The 18,251-nt window shown below is 55.1% G+C and carries 22 protein-coding genes and 1 tRNA gene; 7 read left to right on the forward strand and 16 right to left on the reverse strand.

The features are described from left to right. Positions 1–19 precede the first annotated feature (19 nt). The 9 genes from ACR0DT_RS11365 to ACR0DT_RS11405 form a co-directional block, all read right to left on the reverse strand. Positions 20–433 (reverse strand): hypothetical protein, encoded by a 414-nt coding sequence (locus tag ACR0DT_RS11365; RefSeq protein ID WP_480710843.1) that lies wholly within the window; start codon positions 431–433, stop codon positions 20–22. A 104-nt stretch (positions 434–537) separates the two neighbouring features. Beyond that, complete coding sequence (locus ACR0DT_RS11370) at positions 538–978, reverse strand: TubC N-terminal docking domain-related protein (RefSeq protein ID WP_480710844.1); 441 nt, start codon at positions 976–978, stop codon at positions 538–540. Next, a complete protein-coding gene (locus ACR0DT_RS11375) occupies positions 975–2,489 on the reverse strand; it encodes a DUF3631 domain-containing protein (RefSeq protein ID WP_480710845.1) in 1,515 nt (504 codons plus the stop codon). The genes ACR0DT_RS11370 and ACR0DT_RS11375 overlap by 4 nt, the downstream gene beginning before the upstream one ends. After that, the gene (locus ACR0DT_RS11380) at positions 2,489–3,343 is read right to left on the reverse strand and encodes a toprim domain-containing protein (RefSeq protein WP_480710846.1); all 855 of its coding nucleotides are present in this window, start codon (positions 3,341–3,343) and stop codon (positions 2,489–2,491) included. The genes ACR0DT_RS11375 and ACR0DT_RS11380 overlap by 1 nt, the downstream gene beginning before the upstream one ends. Before the next feature lie 146 nt (positions 3,344–3,489). After that, positions 3,490–4,011 carry a hypothetical protein gene (locus ACR0DT_RS11385; RefSeq protein WP_480710847.1) on the reverse strand — a complete coding sequence of 174 codons (522 nt, stop codon included), beginning with the start codon at positions 4,009–4,011 and terminating at the stop codon, positions 3,490–3,492. Beyond that, positions 4,012–4,209, reverse strand: a complete 198-nt coding sequence (locus tag ACR0DT_RS11390) for a transcriptional coactivator p15/PC4 family protein (protein ID WP_480710848.1) — start codon at positions 4,207–4,209, stop codon at positions 4,012–4,014. Between the two features lie 100 nt (positions 4,210–4,309). After that, complete coding sequence (locus ACR0DT_RS11395; protein ID WP_480710849.1) at positions 4,310–4,684, reverse strand: hypothetical protein; 375 nt, start codon at positions 4,682–4,684, stop codon at positions 4,310–4,312. Positions 4,685–4,800: 116 nt separating this feature from the next. Further along, positions 4,801–5,001 (reverse strand): helix-turn-helix transcriptional regulator, encoded by a 201-nt coding sequence (locus ACR0DT_RS11400; protein ID WP_480710850.1) that lies wholly within the window; start codon positions 4,999–5,001, stop codon positions 4,801–4,803. Positions 5,002–5,101: 100 nt separating this feature from the next. Then, on the reverse strand, positions 5,102–7,093 hold the full coding sequence (locus ACR0DT_RS11405) for a tyrosine-type recombinase/integrase (protein WP_480710851.1): 1,992 nt from the start codon (positions 7,091–7,093) through the stop codon (positions 5,102–5,104). Between the two features lie 166 nt (positions 7,094–7,259). On the opposite strand from ACR0DT_RS11405, the gene ACR0DT_RS11410 reads away from it, so the two are divergent. Further along, positions 7,260–7,336, forward strand: a tRNA-Lys gene (locus ACR0DT_RS11410). Positions 7,337–8,020: 684 nt separating this feature from the next. Here ACR0DT_RS11410 and ACR0DT_RS11415 read toward each other — a convergent pair. Next, positions 8,021–9,967: a DUF3604 domain-containing protein gene (locus ACR0DT_RS11415; RefSeq protein ID WP_480710852.1), complete on the reverse strand. Its 1,947-nt coding sequence runs from the start codon at positions 9,965–9,967 to the stop codon at positions 8,021–8,023. 420 nt (positions 9,968–10,387) lie between these two features. On the opposite strand from ACR0DT_RS11415, the gene ACR0DT_RS11420 reads away from it, so the two are divergent. The 6 genes from ACR0DT_RS11420 (at position 10,388) to ACR0DT_RS11445 (ending at position 13,560) form a co-directional block, all read left to right on the forward strand. After that, positions 10,388–10,735 (forward strand): sulfatase-like hydrolase/transferase, encoded by a 348-nt coding sequence (locus ACR0DT_RS11420; protein WP_480711026.1) that lies wholly within the window; start codon positions 10,388–10,390, stop codon positions 10,733–10,735. A gap of 3 nt (positions 10,736–10,738) precedes the next feature. Then, positions 10,739–10,996: a hypothetical protein gene (locus tag ACR0DT_RS11425; RefSeq protein WP_480710853.1), complete on the forward strand. Its 258-nt coding sequence runs from the start codon at positions 10,739–10,741 to the stop codon at positions 10,994–10,996. After that, positions 10,972–11,376, forward strand: a complete 405-nt coding sequence (locus ACR0DT_RS11430) for a sulfatase-like hydrolase/transferase (RefSeq protein WP_480710854.1) — start codon at positions 10,972–10,974, stop codon at positions 11,374–11,376. Before ACR0DT_RS11425 ends, ACR0DT_RS11430 begins: the two co-directional genes overlap by 25 nt. A 76-nt stretch (positions 11,377–11,452) precedes the next feature. Then, the gene (locus ACR0DT_RS11435) at positions 11,453–12,391 is read left to right on the forward strand and encodes a TIGR01458 family HAD-type hydrolase (RefSeq protein ID WP_480710855.1); all 939 of its coding nucleotides are present in this window, start codon (positions 11,453–11,455) and stop codon (positions 12,389–12,391) included. 49 nt (positions 12,392–12,440) lie between these two features. Next, positions 12,441–13,076 (forward strand): glutathione S-transferase, encoded by a 636-nt coding sequence (locus ACR0DT_RS11440; RefSeq protein WP_480710856.1) that lies wholly within the window; start codon positions 12,441–12,443, stop codon positions 13,074–13,076. Between the two features lie 130 nt (positions 13,077–13,206). Continuing rightward, entirely contained in the window at positions 13,207–13,560 is a 354-nt protein-coding gene (locus tag ACR0DT_RS11445) for a VOC family protein (protein WP_480710857.1), read from the forward strand. Between the two features lie 133 nt (positions 13,561–13,693). Here the strand turns inward: ACR0DT_RS11445 and ACR0DT_RS11450 are convergent, their stop codons facing one another. The 6 genes from ACR0DT_RS11450 to ACR0DT_RS11475 form a co-directional block, all read right to left on the reverse strand. Beyond that, positions 13,694–14,749 carry a porin gene (locus tag ACR0DT_RS11450; RefSeq protein ID WP_480710858.1) on the reverse strand — a complete coding sequence of 352 codons (1,056 nt, stop codon included), beginning with the start codon at positions 14,747–14,749 and terminating at the stop codon, positions 13,694–13,696. A 375-nt stretch (positions 14,750–15,124) separates the two neighbouring features. After that, complete coding sequence (locus ACR0DT_RS11455) at positions 15,125–16,285, reverse strand: energy transducer TonB family protein (RefSeq protein ID WP_480710859.1); 1,161 nt, start codon at positions 16,283–16,285, stop codon at positions 15,125–15,127. Further along, positions 16,282–16,659, reverse strand: a complete 378-nt coding sequence (locus ACR0DT_RS11460) for an ExbD/TolR family protein (protein ID WP_480710860.1) — start codon at positions 16,657–16,659, stop codon at positions 16,282–16,284. Before ACR0DT_RS11460 ends, ACR0DT_RS11455 begins: the two co-directional genes overlap by 4 nt. Then, positions 16,656–17,021 (reverse strand): biopolymer transporter ExbD, encoded by a 366-nt coding sequence (locus tag ACR0DT_RS11465; RefSeq protein ID WP_480710861.1) that lies wholly within the window; start codon positions 17,019–17,021, stop codon positions 16,656–16,658. Before ACR0DT_RS11465 ends, ACR0DT_RS11460 begins: the two co-directional genes overlap by 4 nt. Then, positions 17,014–17,679 (reverse strand): MotA/TolQ/ExbB proton channel family protein, encoded by a 666-nt coding sequence (locus ACR0DT_RS11470; protein WP_480710862.1) that lies wholly within the window; start codon positions 17,677–17,679, stop codon positions 17,014–17,016. The genes ACR0DT_RS11465 and ACR0DT_RS11470 overlap by 8 nt, the downstream gene beginning before the upstream one ends. Continuing rightward, positions 17,676–18,104 (reverse strand): hypothetical protein, encoded by a 429-nt coding sequence (locus tag ACR0DT_RS11475; RefSeq protein WP_480710863.1) that lies wholly within the window; start codon positions 18,102–18,104, stop codon positions 17,676–17,678. Before ACR0DT_RS11475 ends, ACR0DT_RS11470 begins: the two co-directional genes overlap by 4 nt. Between the last annotated feature and the right edge of the window lie 147 nt (positions 18,105–18,251).

Raw genomic sequence — 18,251 nt, forward strand, 5'->3', positions numbered from 1 at the left:
TTTGTGAGTGGGTTTGCCTTTATTGGCGCAGTCTCCACCCCAAAGTGATAATGTCGCCTTTGCTAAGGGGTAATCTGCCCAGAAACAAAAACCCGGCCTCTAAGGCCTCTTCTATGAGTGGGGGGTAATCCGGGACCGTTGTTGTCACGATTTCCGGTTTCACCTGTAACCAGAATGATTTTAGTATTTCGATGTACGGTGAGAAGTCCTTGAGCGGGAATCCCGAGTGAACATCGAAACTGAATACGGCACTCCAAACCCCGTCAACCTCGGTGCGCCTGAATGCCGCCAAGATACCGGCATATGTCCAACACTGTTCACCTGCTCCAAGGTTGAAACCTTCCTTGAAGTTAGCGGCAAACTTGCCCAGGCCCTCCGGCGGCACCTTTGCCGGTGGCACGTAGGTTTTTTCTACTTCCTTCGGTTCTTCCACGTCAGAGCCCCCTTATTGAAAAATGTATCACATTAGTCTCGCACGGAAAACAGAACATGAACGAACAAGAGCAATAGCGCTTCAGCGATCCGGTACTGCTCAAGTCATTTGTCATTTGCTTGCTCCCACTGCTGAGTTGCGCCATTCCACACCTTGCCGTTCGGGCCGTGTCGTTCCCATTCAGACAGGTTCCGCCATTCATCCAGGCTGACTACCTTGCCGGTCCATGTGACAGGCCTGCCGCCAACGCCGACACGATCCGGTACAGGTCCACGGGTTTGGGGTTGATTGCTGATGTGACCGGAGCGGTGCTGATTGGTTTCAATCGGTGCAAGTTGAGCCGATTGATATTTTGCAGATTGGCCGGTGGGGGGTGCGTCCTTTCTCAAGAATGCCACCACTTCGCCCTTACATTGCTTGAGCGCTTCTATCCGATCCGGTGTAAGCAAATCGCGGTTACCTCTGAACTTCACCTTGTCGCCTGCCAGTTCGAACCGGACACCTTGTTCACGCAGGCTTTCAACCAACTTGATTGCAACGCTCATATCTCGCCCTCCACCTCGTCAGATGCACCCTTTCCCCCAGCACCCCCGGAATAAGCGTCTCCAAGTGTCACTGAGGAGTAAGTGTCTGTATTTGCGCCATTTTCCGATGACACTTGCGGTGACGCTTGTGAGGCGGTGACACTTGCAAGCGTCACTCGGTCGTAAGTGTCACTCAACCCGTCACCGTTTTCTTGCACGTTATCAATCGCTTGAGTGTCGGTGACACTTGGAGACGCTTGTGAGGGGGGGTCAGAGAGATACCTATCAAATGCGTCCCGGAAATCGGTGATTTCATAGTAGCGGTAACTGCTCGTTCGGTTAGGCGCGATGTTGTACGGCTTCAACAGCTTTGCCACACCTCTGACAGTGATGGGTTGTCCGCGCCGCCACTCAGCCCACGGGCTTTCTTCCAGTTTGCACAACTCGTCCACCAAGTCAGAACTTGGTATATGACCGCCGCGCCGCGCCGCCAGTATCTCGGCAATATCGCGCAGCAGCAGTACACCGGCGCTTTTGGGATCATCGTCACTCCGAGCCGCCATTGCCACCAATGAGGCCCGCAACCGCTCGGGCCACTCACCGCCAATCAGGTCAGCAATCGCAATCATCGCTCGTGCATTATCCTGCGCTCGGTCATGCAGCGCGTCGGGCACATCCGGGTCCATACCGCGCAACATATCGGCGTTGTCCATTGCCCAGCGGGCAGCCTTGCGGCATAGCGGGATGAATTGATGAATGCGGTCACCACGGAAGCGTTCAACCACTTCCCCCGGTTGCTTCCTGCGAAGCCTGACGACAAGGGCGCGATCCTCCAAGGTGTCGGGCAGGTTGCCAATCATTGCGATGCACTTTGGAGCCCATGCACAGAAGGCGCGGGGCTCGTGGTCATCCCCAACTGTACGCAACACCTTGGCCGTAAGCCTGTTATGCCCGCCATTCAGAATCCCGCGTAACTCATCTTTGTCCGACAGGAACGTATCGGCCTCATCAATCAGGACTGTTGGCCGATATGCGTCCATAACCCGGAACACCACAGCCGCACTGGTGTTGACGGTGTGTATCGGCTTTGGAACCATTACGGACACCACACCGAGCGCAGTACTTTTGCCGCACCGTTTTTCAGGGCTGGTGAAAGCCAGGATGGGCGAGATATCAGCGGCATCGTGCGCGTGTGCGTGTAGCACCCAAAACGCCATGACTACGTCTGAATGTTCCGGCAGCACGCAGAACCGATGGATGGTGCTCAGCACTTCATCAATCAGTTCTGCGCCGGATACCGGGGTTTCCCAAGGTACAACCTCATCAACGATACTAACCGATTTGGGTTCATCCCTTGGCCGCTTTGCATCAACCATCTTATCAAGGACCGACACCCGGACGCCCAATTCCTCGGCTTTGTTCTCACGGCACCGTTCGTAATCCAGGGTCGGCATTGCCGCCAATTCCAGGATAGCTAGCTCATCCGTGTCGGGTGTGAATGGCACGATTGTCTGTTTCGCTACTGTATTCATTACACTGCTCCATCTTTCAGGATGTCGTTCCAATCCTGCCCGTCTGGCGCGGGCATCATTGATACTTTCCAACCAAGGGCATGTGCCCGAGACGCGAGCTTGTCGCCCGCTTCCCGTCCGGCTGGATCACCATCTGTTGCAACAATCAGCGCCCCCGGCTGATCCGGCAGGCGTAAGGCTTTCATTCCCGAGGTGCTGAGCGTGGCCCAGACCGTCGCAGGGCCGTCTAACAGCCCCGACAAGAGGGACAGGCCCGTCTCTATGCCTTCACACACCACAAGCGGCCCCTCGGCCTCTGACAAGACCACAGCGCCGCCAGCACACGGCCCCAGCATCAGTTTCGGGCTTTTGCTGATCCGCAACCCTTTTTTGTAGAAGAATGTGCGGTGAATGCCGCCGGTCGTGACGTTCGCAATCATCGCAGAACACCAAGACGTTGATGGACCATGAAAGATATCAGGTGCCCAACGCAGGCTTGGCGGTAACTCGCAGGTGATACCCCGCCCCCGTAGATAGGCCTCGGCCTTGGTGCGCTCAATGGACTGGGATGCTTCCCATATCCCGCGCGCCTGCCGCAACTTGTTTTCCTCATATTCCTTGCGCTTCTGATCCGCTTCCATTTGGGCTACCGGATCGATCTGCACAGAACTGGTCGGGATTTTGGCTGCGTCGGCAATGTCCTTGAAGCCGCAATTGCCCTTGAAGCAATAGAGCAACAGTTTGCCGCCTTTTTCGGTTATTGATAGTGCCTGCTGATCCTTGCGGCGTTCAGGCTGGCAAACGGGGCAGGGTGCAGAACCCCGCCCATTGCGCCAGACGCCCCCGAGATTGAATGACAGGTCTTGTGCGCTCATGACTGGCCTCCGATTAGCTGGATGCAGAAGGTGTCCGTCTCCCCCAGACCCCCTGGTAGATTAAGGATGTCTTAAAAATTGCGACGGCGGACTTGCCGAAAATTGGGTGTTTTCGTCGCAAATATTGATACGGCCCGTCGCAAATTTTACGACGCCTCCGTTTTTCTCGTCGCAAATTTTACGACGGTCTCGTCGCAGTTTTTGAGACAGGGTTTTGTTTTTCCGCCTTTGCCTGTCGGGTTGTGAATAGGGGCCTTAACAACCGGGAAATCTGAACCTTCCGACCATTGCTTGTAGAGCCTGCGGCCAGCCTCACCTTGGGCGGTAGGCAATGAGATTTCGGTCAGTTCGAACAGCGGAGAAGATGCGACGCCGCTTGTGCCGAGTTTTGGTGGGCGCGTGACGGCAATGAAGCCCTTCGCCTGAAGTTCACGGAACGCTTTAGCGGCGGTGTTGTACGATACACCGAGACGTTCAGCAGCTTGCCTGACGCTCAAGCATATCTTGCCGTTGTTGTTTTTATCCACTCCACGCCATTCCAGCCTCAACCATGGATACAGTGCTTGGGCAGTTGAAGAGAGGGCCCGCCAAGCGGGCTCCTCCATTGTGTGCCGGATCATCTTTGTGAAGTGCTCGCCGCGTCTCTCGTTTTTCTTGTCGCGCCCCATCTACGCAACCTCCGCCTTACTGAGTGCGTCCATGAAGTCAGGCAGTAATGAGGCCCGGAAAGACACGCCCTGTTTGCCAGGGCGCATCTCACCGTCTTCAGAGATGTAATAGACGCGGATGTTGATGAGATCGTGTCCCCGGAACTCATCCCGGCTGACGCGGTATTCCTCGCGGCTGTTCTTCGGAATGGTAATCATGACCGCGCCTCCCCGTAGTGCATGGCGGCAATCAGCCGGGCAGCAGTCTCCGAAAGGCCATGCTTGCGACGAAGGGCGTGGATCTGAAGGTCGCGGGTTCTCATGCCGTCACTCCCTGACTTTCGATCCGGGCGACCTTGTCCTTGAGTACATACACACCGAACCGTTCACGTCCGGTGCGCGGATCATTGTCATACCACTCGGTTTTGATATTGAGGCCATGCTCTTCGCGCAGCAACCGCACGTACTGTGACAACCGGCAGGGGCTGGCGCAGTACATCGGCACGACAATCAGGGCTTCCAGGACCCGACGCTTGTTCTTGCTAACGTGAATGGTACGCGGATCGGTGGCTTCATTCTCCACCAGGAATTCCGCCAAGCCTGTTTCGGATTTCAGGCACTGCCAGCCTGTCACCCAGAGTGTGCCCGGTGCGGGACGGTTTATCTTAAATTCACTGCCTGTATAAACAGTCATTCGTCCTATCCTCGTCTTGCGCCGGGGGATCGAACACGTTACATTTCTTGCAGCCCTGACACGGACTGAAAACGAAATGCCCCGTGCCCATGTTGACCCATGGCGCGGGTTTCGTTTTAAGCAGCAGTGCGTTGTGCTTTCGCTTCCTCAATGAGATTTTGGATTTCGGCTTCCGACCAACGGGTCGTGCCCCCCAACTTCACAGGTTCTGGAATTTCCCCTGCGGCGACCCTGCGCCAAACAGTTGCAGCACTACAACCAAGAACGGCTGCGGTATCCTTCACCGAGAGAAGGCGGTCTGCTTTGTATGCGGTCATTTCAACACCTCGCGGTTGGTTGCGGTGCGTTGAGATTAAGTAATTGAATTGCGCGATATAACGGGGGGCAAATCATTTACCCCCCCCCTTGAAATCTAAGTTAAGCCCGGCCTGATCCGTGCTTGTAGGAATCCATGAGCTTCTGAATTTCCGGTTCTTCTGGTGGCAGATTAATCGTGAAGTTGCCCGCACGAATAGGCTCCTTAAACCTTTCAGGTACACACAGCGGCTGCCAGTTCTCAATAGCGTTGTATTTTAGCAAGTTGAGTTCGAACCAAGCAGCCGCCTTCAGTATCTGTTCAACTCCAGGATCGGTTCCAAACACCACATCAAGTTTCTCGAAGCCAATCAGTTCAAGCGCTGCCCATAAATGCAGCACCGGCTTGAACTCACCATTAAAGTATCTCCTTAGATTCCTCGCATCTGAAGGGACTGCTTTGTCTTCGTTGGTTCTCAATGTGCTTGCCCATTCAGAAACAACGAAAATCGACTGGCTAAGCTTTGGCTCACCCCGAAGTTGGCTGTTTCGCAAGACTTGCAAAGCAACGCACCCGCATGTTCTCCCGATGTTAAGATGGTTTAAAAACCTTTTGTCGACTTCTTTGGCAATAAAGCCTGGTTCACACGCTGTGTTGTAATCTTGGTAGACAATGGTTGCCGCGCGTCCGGCTTCACGTGGGTCGTTCCCGAAGAGCATGTGATAGAGAACCCGCATTCCAGCGTCATGCGTTAGACCATCGGCACGTTGCACTTTTTGAAGTGCGCTTTGGGGTGACAGGTCGTTTCTCAGAGAGGAAAGCGATTGGTCGCCATCACATGGGCTACTCATTTCCGCCTCAGATTGAATGGTCATTGCTGAGCCGCTTGTGACCAATTCTGCCCAGTTATCCAGCGCGACCGCGCGTTCAGTTAGCAACTCAGCCTGATTGTAGACACGCGCGACCGCACTGGCCTTTGACGCCGTGGCAGCGTGGTTTAGGACTCGATCCACAACAGATTCAGAAACGCCCCGTTCAGCCATATGCGTTGCAAAAGCTGTTCGTATGTCGTGAAAGCGCCAGTGTTCGAACTCTTTGCCTAGATGCTTGTCCAGACGGCTCTTGGCTTTACTCCAACCTGAAAGTGGCGTTCGCCCTGTCGTGCTGAACAGGAAGTCTTCTTCTGCGTCTTCCATCTTCTCCAAACGTTTCAGGGCGTGTTCAATTTCGGTCAACGCTTGGGGTGAAAGGTGAGTGATGTGTGCACGGTCATTCTTTTCGTCGGAGGTGGCCTTCTTGAACCGGTTGTTTGTCAGGTCCAGTTCGCTCTTGCGCAATCCTGTGACCGAACTGCGGCGCTGTACTGTAAGTACGAGCAATCGCAACAATGGCCCCCATAGGTCCCCCAGCTCGAATGACTTGGCCCAGATTTCACGAACCTCAGTGAGCGATAGAACTCTTTCACGAATGCGCTCTTTCGTGGCTCGCTCCAACCGGTCTCCCACGTCCGCATCAATGTATTCACGCCGCCATGCCCAGTGCGTGAAGTGCTTGAGCGCAGCCCTGATCCGGTTCGCCATGAACAGCTTGCCTTCCTTGGCCTTGTCATCAATCGACTTTTGCAGGCTGGCGCGGGTCAGAATCCCAATCGGTTGATCCAGGTGTTTCGTCAATGCGTCTGTAAGTTGGCGTTTTCGTTCATCACCTGATTTCAGGTTAGAAAGGTGCAGCTCAGAGTAGGTTTCCAGTACGTTCTGGACCGTCTGTATGCTTGCGGCGGCTTTCTGCTCTTCCCGCCGTGCGTTCTCAGCATTCAAGACGCGATCGAACCCTCGGGCAGCTTCCGCCTCGATGTCGAGCGCGACCCTGCGGGCCTCCGCTAATCCAATCGGGCCTGTCTCACGCTTTCCTACTGCATTCCAAGTGCAATAAACGCCAAGGGTATGCTTGCGTTTTGCACCGCCCTTTACTCGCTTTTCGTACATCCAGACTGCCCGACCTGACGAATACACCCGTAGTCTCAAACCGGTGCGCTTCGTATCCGATATCTCAAGCCGACCTGCCTCAGGTGGTTCCAGCTTCTTTAGATAGTGTTCGTTTAGTTCAAGCTTCACCTAAAGCACCTCTGGGGGACACATAGGGGACAAAATCCGCTAGATTGCATGACGCAACATGAGGCGATATTAGGCGTGATTTGACCAGGGGACAATAATCTTCTGCATTATTATCAAGGTGTTTATGGCGAATACTGCGCCAACCTGAGGCGGCATGATACGAAAGGAGGTTCTGCGTGAAAAAGCTGTTATTTCTGACTTTTAATCAGTGGGTCGCAGGTTCGAATCCTGCACGGCTCACCACTTTTTTCAATTATAATAACTTACAAGGTATCCGGCCTCCGCCAAAAGTATGGTAACTCCATACGGAGGCCAAAACTGGGGCCATAGATTAATTCAGGTTGCGTTTTGACTGAGTATTGTCCTCGCTTCTCTGGGGGCCACGGAACTTATCTGTTCCTCGTACACCTTCTCGCCCCTCAGTGACTCTTTATGAGTCTCTAGGGATGCTGTCTGTTCCAGTGTCGAGGTGCGTGCATATCCGATCATCATGCGATGGTCTCCTTGTCTGCCAATGATGTTTAGGAAGTTGCGGCAGGGAGTCTGCCAAAAGTCGAAACCGACTCCATAGACAGACATTTGCGCCACGCTCTGAGGCTGACACACGGGCAAGGTCTTTCGGCAGAGACCGGGAAGCCTTTTTGTGTTGGGCAGTTGGCCAAAGAGAATTCATTTCAGAATGAAGACGGGGGGGGCGGGGGTTTCAGAAAGCGATTTCAAAAAGCGGGGATTATATGTGTTGTTATTTTTAGTGTTGTTGTTTGGAAGTCGGCCACCTCACAACACATCGGATGCAAGGCTGGCGGCAATTGTCGGATGACCGCATTGATCCCTCAGCGCACGTTCGTGTGAATAGAGTATGCCAACCGAAATGACCCGAGGGGTTGCAGGGCATTAGTTGTGACCAACGTGAGTTTTTTGAAGGCCTCAACCCTCGGGAGTATACCAAATTGGCGAAGTGTAAGCACGTTCCTGTGTTGACGTAGGTACCTCAGCAGGCAATTCGTCTCCGAACCGAACGGCGTCGTAAATTGTCCACCTCGGTGTGGGGATCTCCAAGACGCGAGCATAGTAAAAAGCGGGCGTTGAAGGATCGAACTCGGGGTCTTTCCAAACGGTGATCAGTTCCGGAGACCCTATTGAATTGGTGAACGTACCCGTTGCGACATCCACGGTATTCCCCACCGCGGGTAGTTTTCCATCAGCATCAGGTTCTCGGTCTCCTGACCAAGCCACGTCATAAACCCGCTCTTCAGTGTCGCCGTTGGCATTTAACCAACCTTTCACAATCTGAACACGATCGAGATTGCCGGAAAACGGGTCTTTCAGGGCAGCGATGAGGAAAGTTGGGGCGTCTACGCCCTCAGGAGGTTCTGAGAGGTCCCCACCCATCGGAACGCCTTTTTCGTATCCTATTTCGGCTGGCAAACGTGATCTTGCATCAGCTTCCGTAAAGTCCCAGCCACCAAAGAAGCGAACTGCAATTCGACTGCCGGTTGTCCCATAGACTTCTTTCCGTTCCATTGCGTCGAATATTGCTTCGCGCGTGTTATCTTCGGCCCAGACAGCGGCGTAACCAGACGCTGCCATTTCCCACCCTAGAATCCTTAAGGCATCAAACTCGCCAACGACATGCTGCCAACGGCCGGGTTCCGGCTCGACACCGGAGTGTTTGCCAAAGAAATTGTCTTCCTCCGCCGTTGCTAAAGCGGTATGGCTGTCGGTCGAGCCCACCACTCCGAACTTGTATGGATTGGTGCCAAGCTGAGCCTCTAGTCTGAGACCATTCTTCAAAGCCTCGCGCGCGTATTCGTACTGAAGCATCCAGTCCTCTTTGGGTGTCGGACCCAGATTGGATTTATCCCAGGTTTCATAGTCTGCGAACTCATCGTTCGGGCTGAGAAACGGGTGAGTTTCGCCATCACCCTTGATCTGGGTGATCTCGTACATCGGCTCCCATTTTGCGCGCCGTTCCGCGTACTCTGCTGTAAGTGGCTCACCTGTTTCCGGGTTCGTTTCGACAGGAAACATCAGGCCGTTGGAGACGTTGCCGTTGTGGGCAAGGGCCAGTACACGACCGCCAGTCTCTAGTTCGTAAGTTTCCATCCAGTCCCATAGCCGTTCTGGATTAAAGGTTTCTGCGGTTGTGAAGGGCAGCATTTGCCGCGCGCGAATGGCATCATCCCGGTAGATCACATTACGGTGGAGGTTGTTGCCACCCTCGGTGGATGTCCATTCATATCCGATGAACGCAGTGAATGTGCCAGGGGCGTTGTGATGATCCGCAGTTTGCGTGAACTCGTCCCAGACGGATTGTACAAACCGTCGATCTGAAACAGCCTCGGGAAGAGCATCACCGGTTATACCAGCAAAGGTTTCTATGACTTCCATTGTTGCGCCGAGAGCGACGTCCCCGCCGGCGTTGAGGCGTTCGTTCCAGTCTCGCAGCGTTGGGTCACGCATCAGCGTGGAGTTCCCTGCGACGATCTCATTCATGGCGCCCATGGCGTCCGAGTGATCGGATACGACAAGCCAGTCGAGCGGACGCGCCAACTGCACGCGGAGGCCGTGCGACGTAGTGATTTCCTCACCACGTGCAAACCTATAAGCATCGTCCGGGCTAAGAATGACACCAAATCCGCGCGCATCGAGTGAGTTTGACGTGTGCAAGTGAGTGTCACCCCACAGCGGGCGTGTAGGAAAGTCTCGACCTGCATAAGGCGAGAAATCAGCAGGCGCGGGTTCACGCATATCATCAACCGATATGGTCATCTCTCCAACTTGCCCACCTTGTGCGGCCTCTTGAGCATTTGAAGAACTTGTTATGAATGCTGCGGAAACTATTGCTGTCGATGTCGTTAGAAAAAACTTCATTTGAACCTCCCAGCCGAGCTGAATGCTAACCAATGGCAACATCTGAAGTGGCTGTTCGTCAAGGAAAACAACGGTTTTCTTAGTTGGGCAAGAGCGACCCAAAAAGAGGTTCGCGTAATCCTGGACTGCAGTTTCGCCCGTAACTGTGACGTTCAGCCGCTTTGATAAAGTACCGCAACGAGTGGGCGTTCTAGACGACTGGTGGTTTGACATTTCAGTCTTGAGACCATGATCTTGATTGGAGGTTTTGTTATGAAGTGGTTATCGCGAACATTCCTACTGTCCTTATCTATTTTATTTGCCACGGTCGCTTCAGCTCAAGACAAACCCAACATCATATTCATATTTCTAGATAATTTTGGCTGAGGTGAACCCGGGTTCAATGGAGGCGGCATTATTCGTGGTACGGCGGATCCCGAGATAGACGCCCTCGCTGCTGAAGAGTTAAGACTCACGAACTTCAACGTAGAAAGCCAGTGCACGCCTTCTCGCGCAGCAACTATGACAGGACGGAACGGCATCCGAAGCGGCAACCATACGGTCCCTCTGGGAGGAGGCGTCTACGGTCTGACCCAAAGGGAAATCATGATGGCCGAAATGCTGAAGGATGCGGGGTTTAACACGGCCATGTACGGCAAAGGACGCCCCGGCTGGACCGAAGGGCGCTATCCAACGAATCAAGTGTTCGACGAGTTTTACGGCGTTGAGACCACTGACGTTAAAGTCTGGCATACGCTTCCAGGATTTGCGGAAGCTAATATGGAATAGCCTGTGGTGATGCAGGGTGTCGCGGGTGCGCCAGCAACCATCGCGCGAGACTACGATCTGTACTATCGCGGCGAGATAGATGGCGACCTGACGAAAAAGGCAATCGACTTAATCAAAGCGAACAGTGCCGAAGACGTGCCGTTTTTCATCTATCTTGCATATACGCAGACCCACTATCCAAACATCGCGTCCGAGGAATTTGATGGCGCTGCTGGAAACGGTGTCTGGCCGATATATTGCTTCAGACAGATACGTGCATAGGGCGCATAGATGATGCGCTTGAGGCCGAAGGTGTTTCCGGCGACACAGTGGTGATCTTTGTTGCCGACAACGGCCCCGAAGCTCTTCCAGTTGGAAACGCAAATGTCTCGCCCGTGCCAGCGGTACATGGGACCGCCGGACCTTGGCGCGGTACTCTGTTCACCAGCCTTGAAGGGAGCACGCGCGTACCTTTTGCGATCAAGTGGCCAAGAATAATCCCCGCGGGTTCAGAAAGCAGCTATGTTTTCCACTCGATGGACCTCTATCTTAGACTTGCGGCATTTGCAGGCGGCAACGCGGGCTTTAAGAAGCTAAGATGGCAAGTCTGCATTATGCGCCAATCGACTCTGGAGCATCCGAAGTACGGGATCGAATTTTAAGTAAAGGTTTACAGCCGCCGCAGCGTTCGTTCTCGCATTCCGTGAAAGACCGGAAACAGAGGTTCGGGTCGGAACAATGGGTTTTATTGAACATCAACACCAAGGCAGAATCGACAATTGCATCATCTCTGCGGACGGAATGCTGATCCGGATTCCGCCGGTTCCGAACGGGGCGGCGGGTGTCGAATTTGACGCCTCTCGAACGCTCGGGCAAAGTTTGACGATGATCCAAGCAGTTCTGGTTGATGTCTCTGGTGTTCTCTACCAGGGGGGCGAAGCAATCCCAGGAGCCGCAGAGGCTCTTACCCGGTTGCGCTCCAGTGGGCGGCAGGTGAGGTGCCTCACCAACAGCACCCGGCAGCCAAAGCACCGCATAATGGGCAAGCTGCACGACTTTGGGTTCGACATAATGCCGGAAGAGTTATTTACGCCTGTTGCTGCTGCCCTTGATTGGTTGGTCCGCACGAAGCATAGCCCGCATTTGCTCGTCCACCCTGCGCTTGAGGAGGAATTCTCTTGCTGCGATCGCAGTGGACCGCCCGCCGTTATTGTTGGCGATGCTGCTTTAGAATTTTCCTATGAAAACATGAACCGGGCATATCGGATGTTGCAGAAAGGGGCACCTTTGATTGCTCTCGCGAACAACCGCGTTTTCATGGATGAGGATGGGCAGCTCAGCCTTGATGCCGGCTGTTTCGTCAAAGCGTTAGAGCACGCTACCGGCGTACGGGCTCGGCTGTTCGGCAAACCGGATCCTGATTTTTTCAGAGCTGCTCTTGTTGGCACCGGAGCCTCAACGGCCCAGGCGGCTATGATCGGTGATGATGCTGAAAGCGATATTGCCGGCGCCTTGGATGCGGGCTTGGCAGAGGCGTATCTGGTGCGCACCGGAAAATTCCGTGAAGGTGACGAGACCCGGTTTGACCCTGAGCCGACGGCAACGGTTACTGATATTTGCGAAGCGGTGGGCCGATTGATCGGACCTTGCGGCCTTATAGCTGAACATCCAACGTGACAGTCGAGGAAGGGTTTGACCGTACCGGAGGATTGCAGATAATTCCTCTATGGCTCATCACCCTATCTTATGGACGTTCCGCCGCTGCCCCTATGCAATGAGAGCCCGCCTCGCGTTGGCGAGCTCGGGTGTTAGAGTCGAATTGCGTGAAATTCGTCTAAGGGACAAGCCGCACGCCTTCTTGCAAACATCCGCATCCGGTACGGTGCCGGCGCTTCGCCTGACGGACAAGGTTTTTGACGAAAGTCTGGATATCATGATCTGGGCTCTCGAACAAAATGATCCATTGCGGCTTTTGAACATGCCTCAGGAAGGGTGGGACCTGATCGCGGAAAACGATGGCCCATTTAAGACGGCGTTGGATCACACAAAATATACCACCCGCTATCCGGACGTTGACCACGCTACAGAACGCAGAAAAGCTGCAAGCTATCTGGTCAGGCTCGACGAACGATTGGCTGGGCGGTCCTGGTTGTTTGGAGATCACCCAACCCTTGCCGATCTGGCACTTCTGCCCTTTGTCCGTCAGTTCGCCCATATAGACAGAGAGTGGTTTGACGCACAGGACTGGCCAAACTTGATTGCATGGTTGGATCGCTTCCTGGCAAGCGAAGCCTTCACGCAGATAATGAACAAGTATTCGCCGTGGACAGAAGGCGACGCACCGCTTTGGTTCAGCGGTTAGGATCAACGCGGCTGGCTTGGCCCAAAACAGCAAACCTCTCCTGCTAGCTCTAAGCTAACTTCTTCCGACAGGAACAAGGGTTAATCACCGAAGGCGCCACTGGTATTCTGAGCTCTAAAGGAGGCACATGATGCTTAAATCCGCAACACCGGTTGTACGTACTGGCAACTATCCCCGTGCGAACGCGTTCTATACCAACATACTTGGTTTCAATTGCATCGAGGAAGGTGGAGAGCCCGCCAAATTTGGCATCTTCAAGCGGGATGATGCGCTCATATTCGTGAATGGTCACAATGGTGCAGAGGCCGCCTATGATCACTGGCGCGCCTATTTCCACGTTGACGATATCGACGCATTGGCCAAGGAGTTTCGCGATGCTGGCGGTAAATTATCCAAGGACATCTGGACCACAGTCTATAAGATGCGGGAGTTTGAAATAGCCGACCCTGATGGAAACATTCTCTGTTTCGGCACCGATGTTTAAAATGATTCCGCCAGTCCTCCTCCGCCCTTTTGCTTGCTGCTGGACGAAGTCTTTCTGTTGTTAAAGTACAGTAGATCGCAGAAAAATGGCGGGCCCGAAGACCCGCCCTGGAAACTTGGTGGATCAGATCGCTTTAGAAGTTGAACCAGACACCAAAGTCGGCCTGAATACGCCCGTCTTCGTCGCCGTCTTTAACTTCGCCAACAGCGCCACGCAGGGTTGTACCAGCACCCAGATCATAGATGGCACCCACACCGATGTTGCGTGTGTCGTTATCGGCCGAACCGTCACCGTAAACCAATTGCAGCGTGGTTGCCGCACCCAGATTGTACGCGACCGAGAAACCGTAAGCGGTGCCGTTTTCATCATCGTCGGCCACATCATCGTCCGCCAGGAACAGCGTACCGTAGAAGTCATTAAATTCAGCGCCCAAGGTGAAGACGGTCAGGCTTTCCTTTTCGACACCATCACCTTCATCGGTTTCACCATAAGCCAGCGAGGCGGTGATATTGTTGAAAGAGTAAGCCGCGCTAACGTCCCAACGGTCGCGGTCGGTGGTCGCGCCTGTGCCATTGTTCGCAAAGATGGTGTTCTGGTCGTAGGACGCCGAAAAGGCAAATTCACCAACTTTGTACTGCACGAACACAGCATTATCGCCCGCACTGGTCGATTCATATTCGAGAAACGAGTAGTTCACGCCCGAATACTGGCCCAGAAACTCTTCCAGGCCTGGTTCCGTGCCGAAATAGTCATCCAGGTTGTCGAACGAACCGGCAACGTTGCCGGCGTCAACACGCAGACCACCGTAGATAACCGAGAAACGCGCACCGTTCAGTCCGGCGTTGTTGGCTTCGCCGTTGGCATTTTCGTCGGCTTGCAAACGAACACGGGCTTCAAAGCGAAGGCCACTGTCGGTTTCGGTGAAACCGTCAATGTTCAGACGGAAACGCGAGACCAAGATGGTGTCATCCGGGTCAGGGTCGCTTACGTTTGCGGTGGCGGTCACAGTAACCGTTGCACCACTTGCTGTGGTCACCGTGGCCGTAGCCGTAATCGGACGGCTGGCGGAACGATCTTCCAGGTAACCAATGCCGAAACGGCCATAGCCGCTGAGATTAATGCCGGATTCGGCTGCTGCGATACCCGCGGTTGCAATCAACGCGGTCGAAGCGAAAAGTAGTTTTTTCATGACAATTCCATGGGGTATGTGAGGAGCGTCGCCACACAGCGTGGCTGCGCGTGTACTCCAATAAACCCAGGGATCATTCAACAGTATGCACAGGTATACGCCCGTCAGAGTCCAGAGTTGCGTTGCAACTTTGCACAAGCGAGTACAGGTGAAAATATATTTCCCTTTTATTTTGAATGACTTACAATTTATGTTGGGTGTGATTACAAAAAGTTGACTACGGAAATAGGCTTCGCCCTCTTTAATTTGGAACGATCGATCCGTTAGTCGTTTTTCGGTTTTTTGGCTTCCTTTCCATAACCTTGGGTCATTTGTTTTCAATGAAGCGCGACGCTTTTGCGTATTCCTGCTCAACTCGCCAAGGGCTTCTTACGATCAGTTACCGTAATAGACAAAAGACAGCGACCGACTGACACCTCCAGGAGGTTTCGGGAAGGGTGAGGCTGCTTCGACCTGCGCCTTGGCCGCCCGCTCAAGATCCGGTGAGCCGTTGGTGTCCACGACTTCCACATAGTCTAGAGTTCCGTCTGGCTTGATCACGAAAAACACCCGCGCAAACCCCCGCGCCGCTGTGTAAACGATGGGCGCGCGATTCAGATGAACCAGCACCTCCCCGGCATAGTTGGTTCTGTCCGAGTTACCGGGCCCTCGCCCGCCCGAACGTCTTCCGCTGTTGCCCGAAGTGAACCTATCGACACCTCGGCGTGCGTAAGTGGTCAAAGGGGATTCGATTTCGCGCGACGGATACCGCAAGTTGCTGAAATCCCGCACGCTACGCAATGTATCCCGTGGCTCAGCCTGCGGACGACGGTCCGGCAATTGCGGGCGGATCGAAGAGGTCACGGCCAGTTCAGACCCTTCGCTGCTGTCCTCCTCCTGGGGCACAGGTTCAGCTGGGGTGGCTGCAATATCGGCTTCGACAGCCTCGCTTTCAGTAGGAATAACAGGCTCAACCGATGGCAGGACATCTTCGGACGGCTCCGGCAACGCGGCAATCTGTTCAGTCTCTGCTGGTTCGGGTTCAGCGGGGGGTTCGGTGACCGGCTCGGTCACCTCGGGATTGCTTTCGGGGGCTTCGACAACTTCGGCTGGCTCAACGGGCGGGGTTTCATCCACCTCATCACTGGCGCTCTGGTCGCCGTCCGTAGTGTCCTGAGTTTCCGGGGCCTCCGACTCGACTGGCTCGGGGGACACTGGCTGCAAGACCTCCGACGTGCCGGTGTCGGGCGCAAAGGTTCGCTGCGGATCGTCCGAGGCCACATGCACTTCGCTGGTTGGAATCTCGGCTGGTTCCGGCGCGGGTTCGGGCGGTTCTTCGGGCTCAGGCTCCGGCGTTTCAACCGGTTCGGGTTCAACCGGTTCGGCGACAGCTTCGACTAGGTCTTCGAAACTGTTGCCCAGCTCAACCCTGTCCGGTGCATCGGTTTCGCCCGACTGTCCTGTCAGCCTGGGGGCGGTCAGGCTAAGCCCTGCCAGATGCAGCAGCAGCGACAGCAGCGCGGCAAGAACAGCAATGACGAGCGACCCCCGGATCATTCAAGCGCCTTTTCGGTCACGACATACACGGAAACGGCACCCAGACGGCGCAACTCGGCAGTCACTTCCATTAGCCGCGTGCCCGATGCCTCGCGATCGGGGACGATGCGCACGGGTCCGGGTTCACGCCCCGCCATATAGGTTTCAAGCGCCATCGGCGCGCCGCGAAAGCTGAGCGTCCCGTCTCGGTGCAAGACCAGAGCATCGGGCGGTTCGCGGCCTTCCAGCTCGGTCGTGTCGACGAGATCCAGATCAGGGTCCAGCGGCGTGGCCACGGTGCCTGCGATCAGAAAAAAGATCAGCATTAGAAACACGACATTGATCAACGCAATGGTTGAGTCACGTTTGCGGCGGGGGCGGTTATAGCGGATCATTCCAGCACCAGAACGCTGAGGCCCTCGCGTCCGCGCAACAAAACCAACAGGTCCACCAGCCGTTGTGCCGTCGTGTCCGGGTCAAGGCTAACCAGCACCTGCCCGGTCGTTACCTGCACCGTCAGATCCTCGAATGTGACCGGTGTACCGTTCAAATCCAGCCTGTCAGCCCCCAGTTGAACAAAAGCGCGATCCTGGGTCGCATCCGAGGCCGCGCCGCCTGCTGTGGCCGCGCTCAGCTCGATCTCGCCGTATTTGGAAAAGGTCGAGGTTAGCATAAAGAACAGCAACAGCAGAAAGATCACGTCGATGAGCGGCGTCATCGCCAGTGGTCGTCTGACAAAGGGTGCGAGGTTACGCATGTCCGGGCGTGGCCGCCATGGTCTGTGCATCTTCGGCCAGTGGGATGGCCTGCCCCGGCACCAGCACCGTGCGCAGTGCCTTGTCGGCGAACACCCGTTCCCGCGCGGTACGGCTTTCGAACCACGACAACACCATCGAGGTCGGCATCGCCACCGCCAGGCCTACCGCCGTCGTCACCAGTGCTACCCAGATACCGCCCGCCAGCAGCGACGGATCCACCGAGGACCCGGCGGATTGCAGGCTACGAAATGCCTCGATCATGCCTAGAACCGTGCCGAACAGACCCAGCAGCGGAGCCAGCTGTGCCACCGTGTCCAGCAGGCGAAAACCGCGTTCAAGCCCGGCTAGCGCCAACCCCGCCTCGGCATCCAGCCGTTGATCCAGACCAGGCGCATCCGGCGCATCCATCGCCACACCGACCAGCGGCGCAAGATAGCTGTTGCTTTTAGCCAGGCGCGCGCGGGCGGTCTGTTTGTCACCGGCATCCCAAGCGTCCAGCGCCTGGGACAGCACCCGGTGTCGCCCGACGCCCGAAGCCGCAAACTGCCAGAGCTTGTACAACGTCACAGCCAGTGTCACCACAGACATGGCGATCAGGATGGCCACAACCGGCCCGCCAAGGGCCAGAATTTCGCGCAGGGCGTCAAGAATGCTCATCCCAAAAGCTCCACTTCAGTTCGGCTGTGCAAGATTGGCGTCTTATCGCAGATATCACTGTCGGCACCGCCGACGGTACAGCCGCTCAGCCCATTGATCAAAACCCGTCCGAGGTTCTCGCAAGTTATGTCGCGCACATCAAACTGACGCACACGCGGGCGTTCGGCGGGCAGGTCGCGAAACCCGAAAAGGGTGAGGCGTTCAAAGACACCGGCCGCATCAAAGATTACCACCTGGTAGTCGGCAGTGTCGATCGTTGTCGGGGTTCGGTTTTCGACCAGAAAGGTCAGGCGGCATGCGCCTTCGACATTTTCGACCGCATTCAGCTCGATCATCAACCCCGGAGCATCACCCGCGGTTTGAGCTTGGGCCGAAAACGGCAGCGTACAAACGATGGCAACACAGGCCAAAGGGCGAAACTTCATGAATACGCTCCCAGTTGATTTACGCAGACAGGGGTCCGACGGCGCTGTATCCGTCTTATCCAAGACCGCTGGGTCGTGAAAGGGTTGCCGACATCTTTGTGATAAAGGGCGATTTGCGGTCCATTCAACCCTGTCAACAGGCCAAGG

It is taken from the genome of Ruegeria sp. BI11, assembly GCF_056538005.1.

What these genes read in the sequence shown, in the direction of transcription:
- ACR0DT_RS11475 (WP_480710863.1), bottom strand. Translation starts at nt 18,104, where the DNA reads ATGAAGTTTCGCCCTTTGGCCTGTGTTGCCATCGTTTGTACGCTGCCG.
- ACR0DT_RS11450 (WP_480710858.1), bottom strand. Translation starts at nt 14,749, where the DNA reads ATGAAAAAACTACTTTTCGCTTCGACCGCGTTGATTGCAACCGCGGGT.
- ACR0DT_RS11385 (WP_480710847.1), bottom strand. Translation starts at nt 4,011, where the DNA reads ATGGGGCGCGACAAGAAAAACGAGAGACGCGGCGAGCACTTCACAAAG.
- ACR0DT_RS11415 (WP_480710852.1), bottom strand. Translation starts at nt 9,967, where the DNA reads ATGAAGTTTTTTCTAACGACATCGACAGCAATAGTTTCCGCAGCATTC.
- ACR0DT_RS11375 (WP_480710845.1), bottom strand. Translation starts at nt 2,489, where the DNA reads ATGAATACAGTAGCGAAACAGACAATCGTGCCATTCACACCCGACACG.
- ACR0DT_RS11460 (WP_480710860.1), bottom strand. Translation starts at nt 16,659, where the DNA reads ATGATCCGCTATAACCGCCCCCGCCGCAAACGTGACTCAACCATTGCG.
- ACR0DT_RS11455 (WP_480710859.1), bottom strand. Translation starts at nt 16,285, where the DNA reads ATGATCCGGGGGTCGCTCGTCATTGCTGTTCTTGCCGCGCTGCTGTCG.
- ACR0DT_RS11380 (WP_480710846.1), bottom strand. Translation starts at nt 3,343, where the DNA reads ATGAGCGCACAAGACCTGTCATTCAATCTCGGGGGCGTCTGGCGCAAT.
- ACR0DT_RS11390 (WP_480710848.1), bottom strand. Translation starts at nt 4,209, where the DNA reads ATGATTACCATTCCGAAGAACAGCCGCGAGGAATACCGCGTCAGCCGG.
- ACR0DT_RS11435 (WP_480710855.1), top strand. Translation starts at nt 11,453, where the DNA reads ATGGGTTTTATTGAACATCAACACCAAGGCAGAATCGACAATTGCATC.
- ACR0DT_RS11440 (WP_480710856.1), top strand. Translation starts at nt 12,441, where the DNA reads ATGGCTCATCACCCTATCTTATGGACGTTCCGCCGCTGCCCCTATGCA.
- ACR0DT_RS11395 (WP_480710849.1), bottom strand. Translation starts at nt 4,684, where the DNA reads ATGACTGTTTATACAGGCAGTGAATTTAAGATAAACCGTCCCGCACCG.
- ACR0DT_RS11400 (WP_480710850.1), bottom strand. Translation starts at nt 5,001, where the DNA reads ATGACCGCATACAAAGCAGACCGCCTTCTCTCGGTGAAGGATACCGCA.
- ACR0DT_RS11465 (WP_480710861.1), bottom strand. Translation starts at nt 17,021, where the DNA reads ATGCGTAACCTCGCACCCTTTGTCAGACGACCACTGGCGATGACGCCG.
- ACR0DT_RS11445 (WP_480710857.1), top strand. Translation starts at nt 13,207, where the DNA reads ATGCTTAAATCCGCAACACCGGTTGTACGTACTGGCAACTATCCCCGT.
- ACR0DT_RS11370 (WP_480710844.1), bottom strand. Translation starts at nt 978, where the DNA reads ATGAGCGTTGCAATCAAGTTGGTTGAAAGCCTGCGTGAACAAGGTGTC.
- ACR0DT_RS11470 (WP_480710862.1), bottom strand. Translation starts at nt 17,679, where the DNA reads ATGAGCATTCTTGACGCCCTGCGCGAAATTCTGGCCCTTGGCGGGCCG.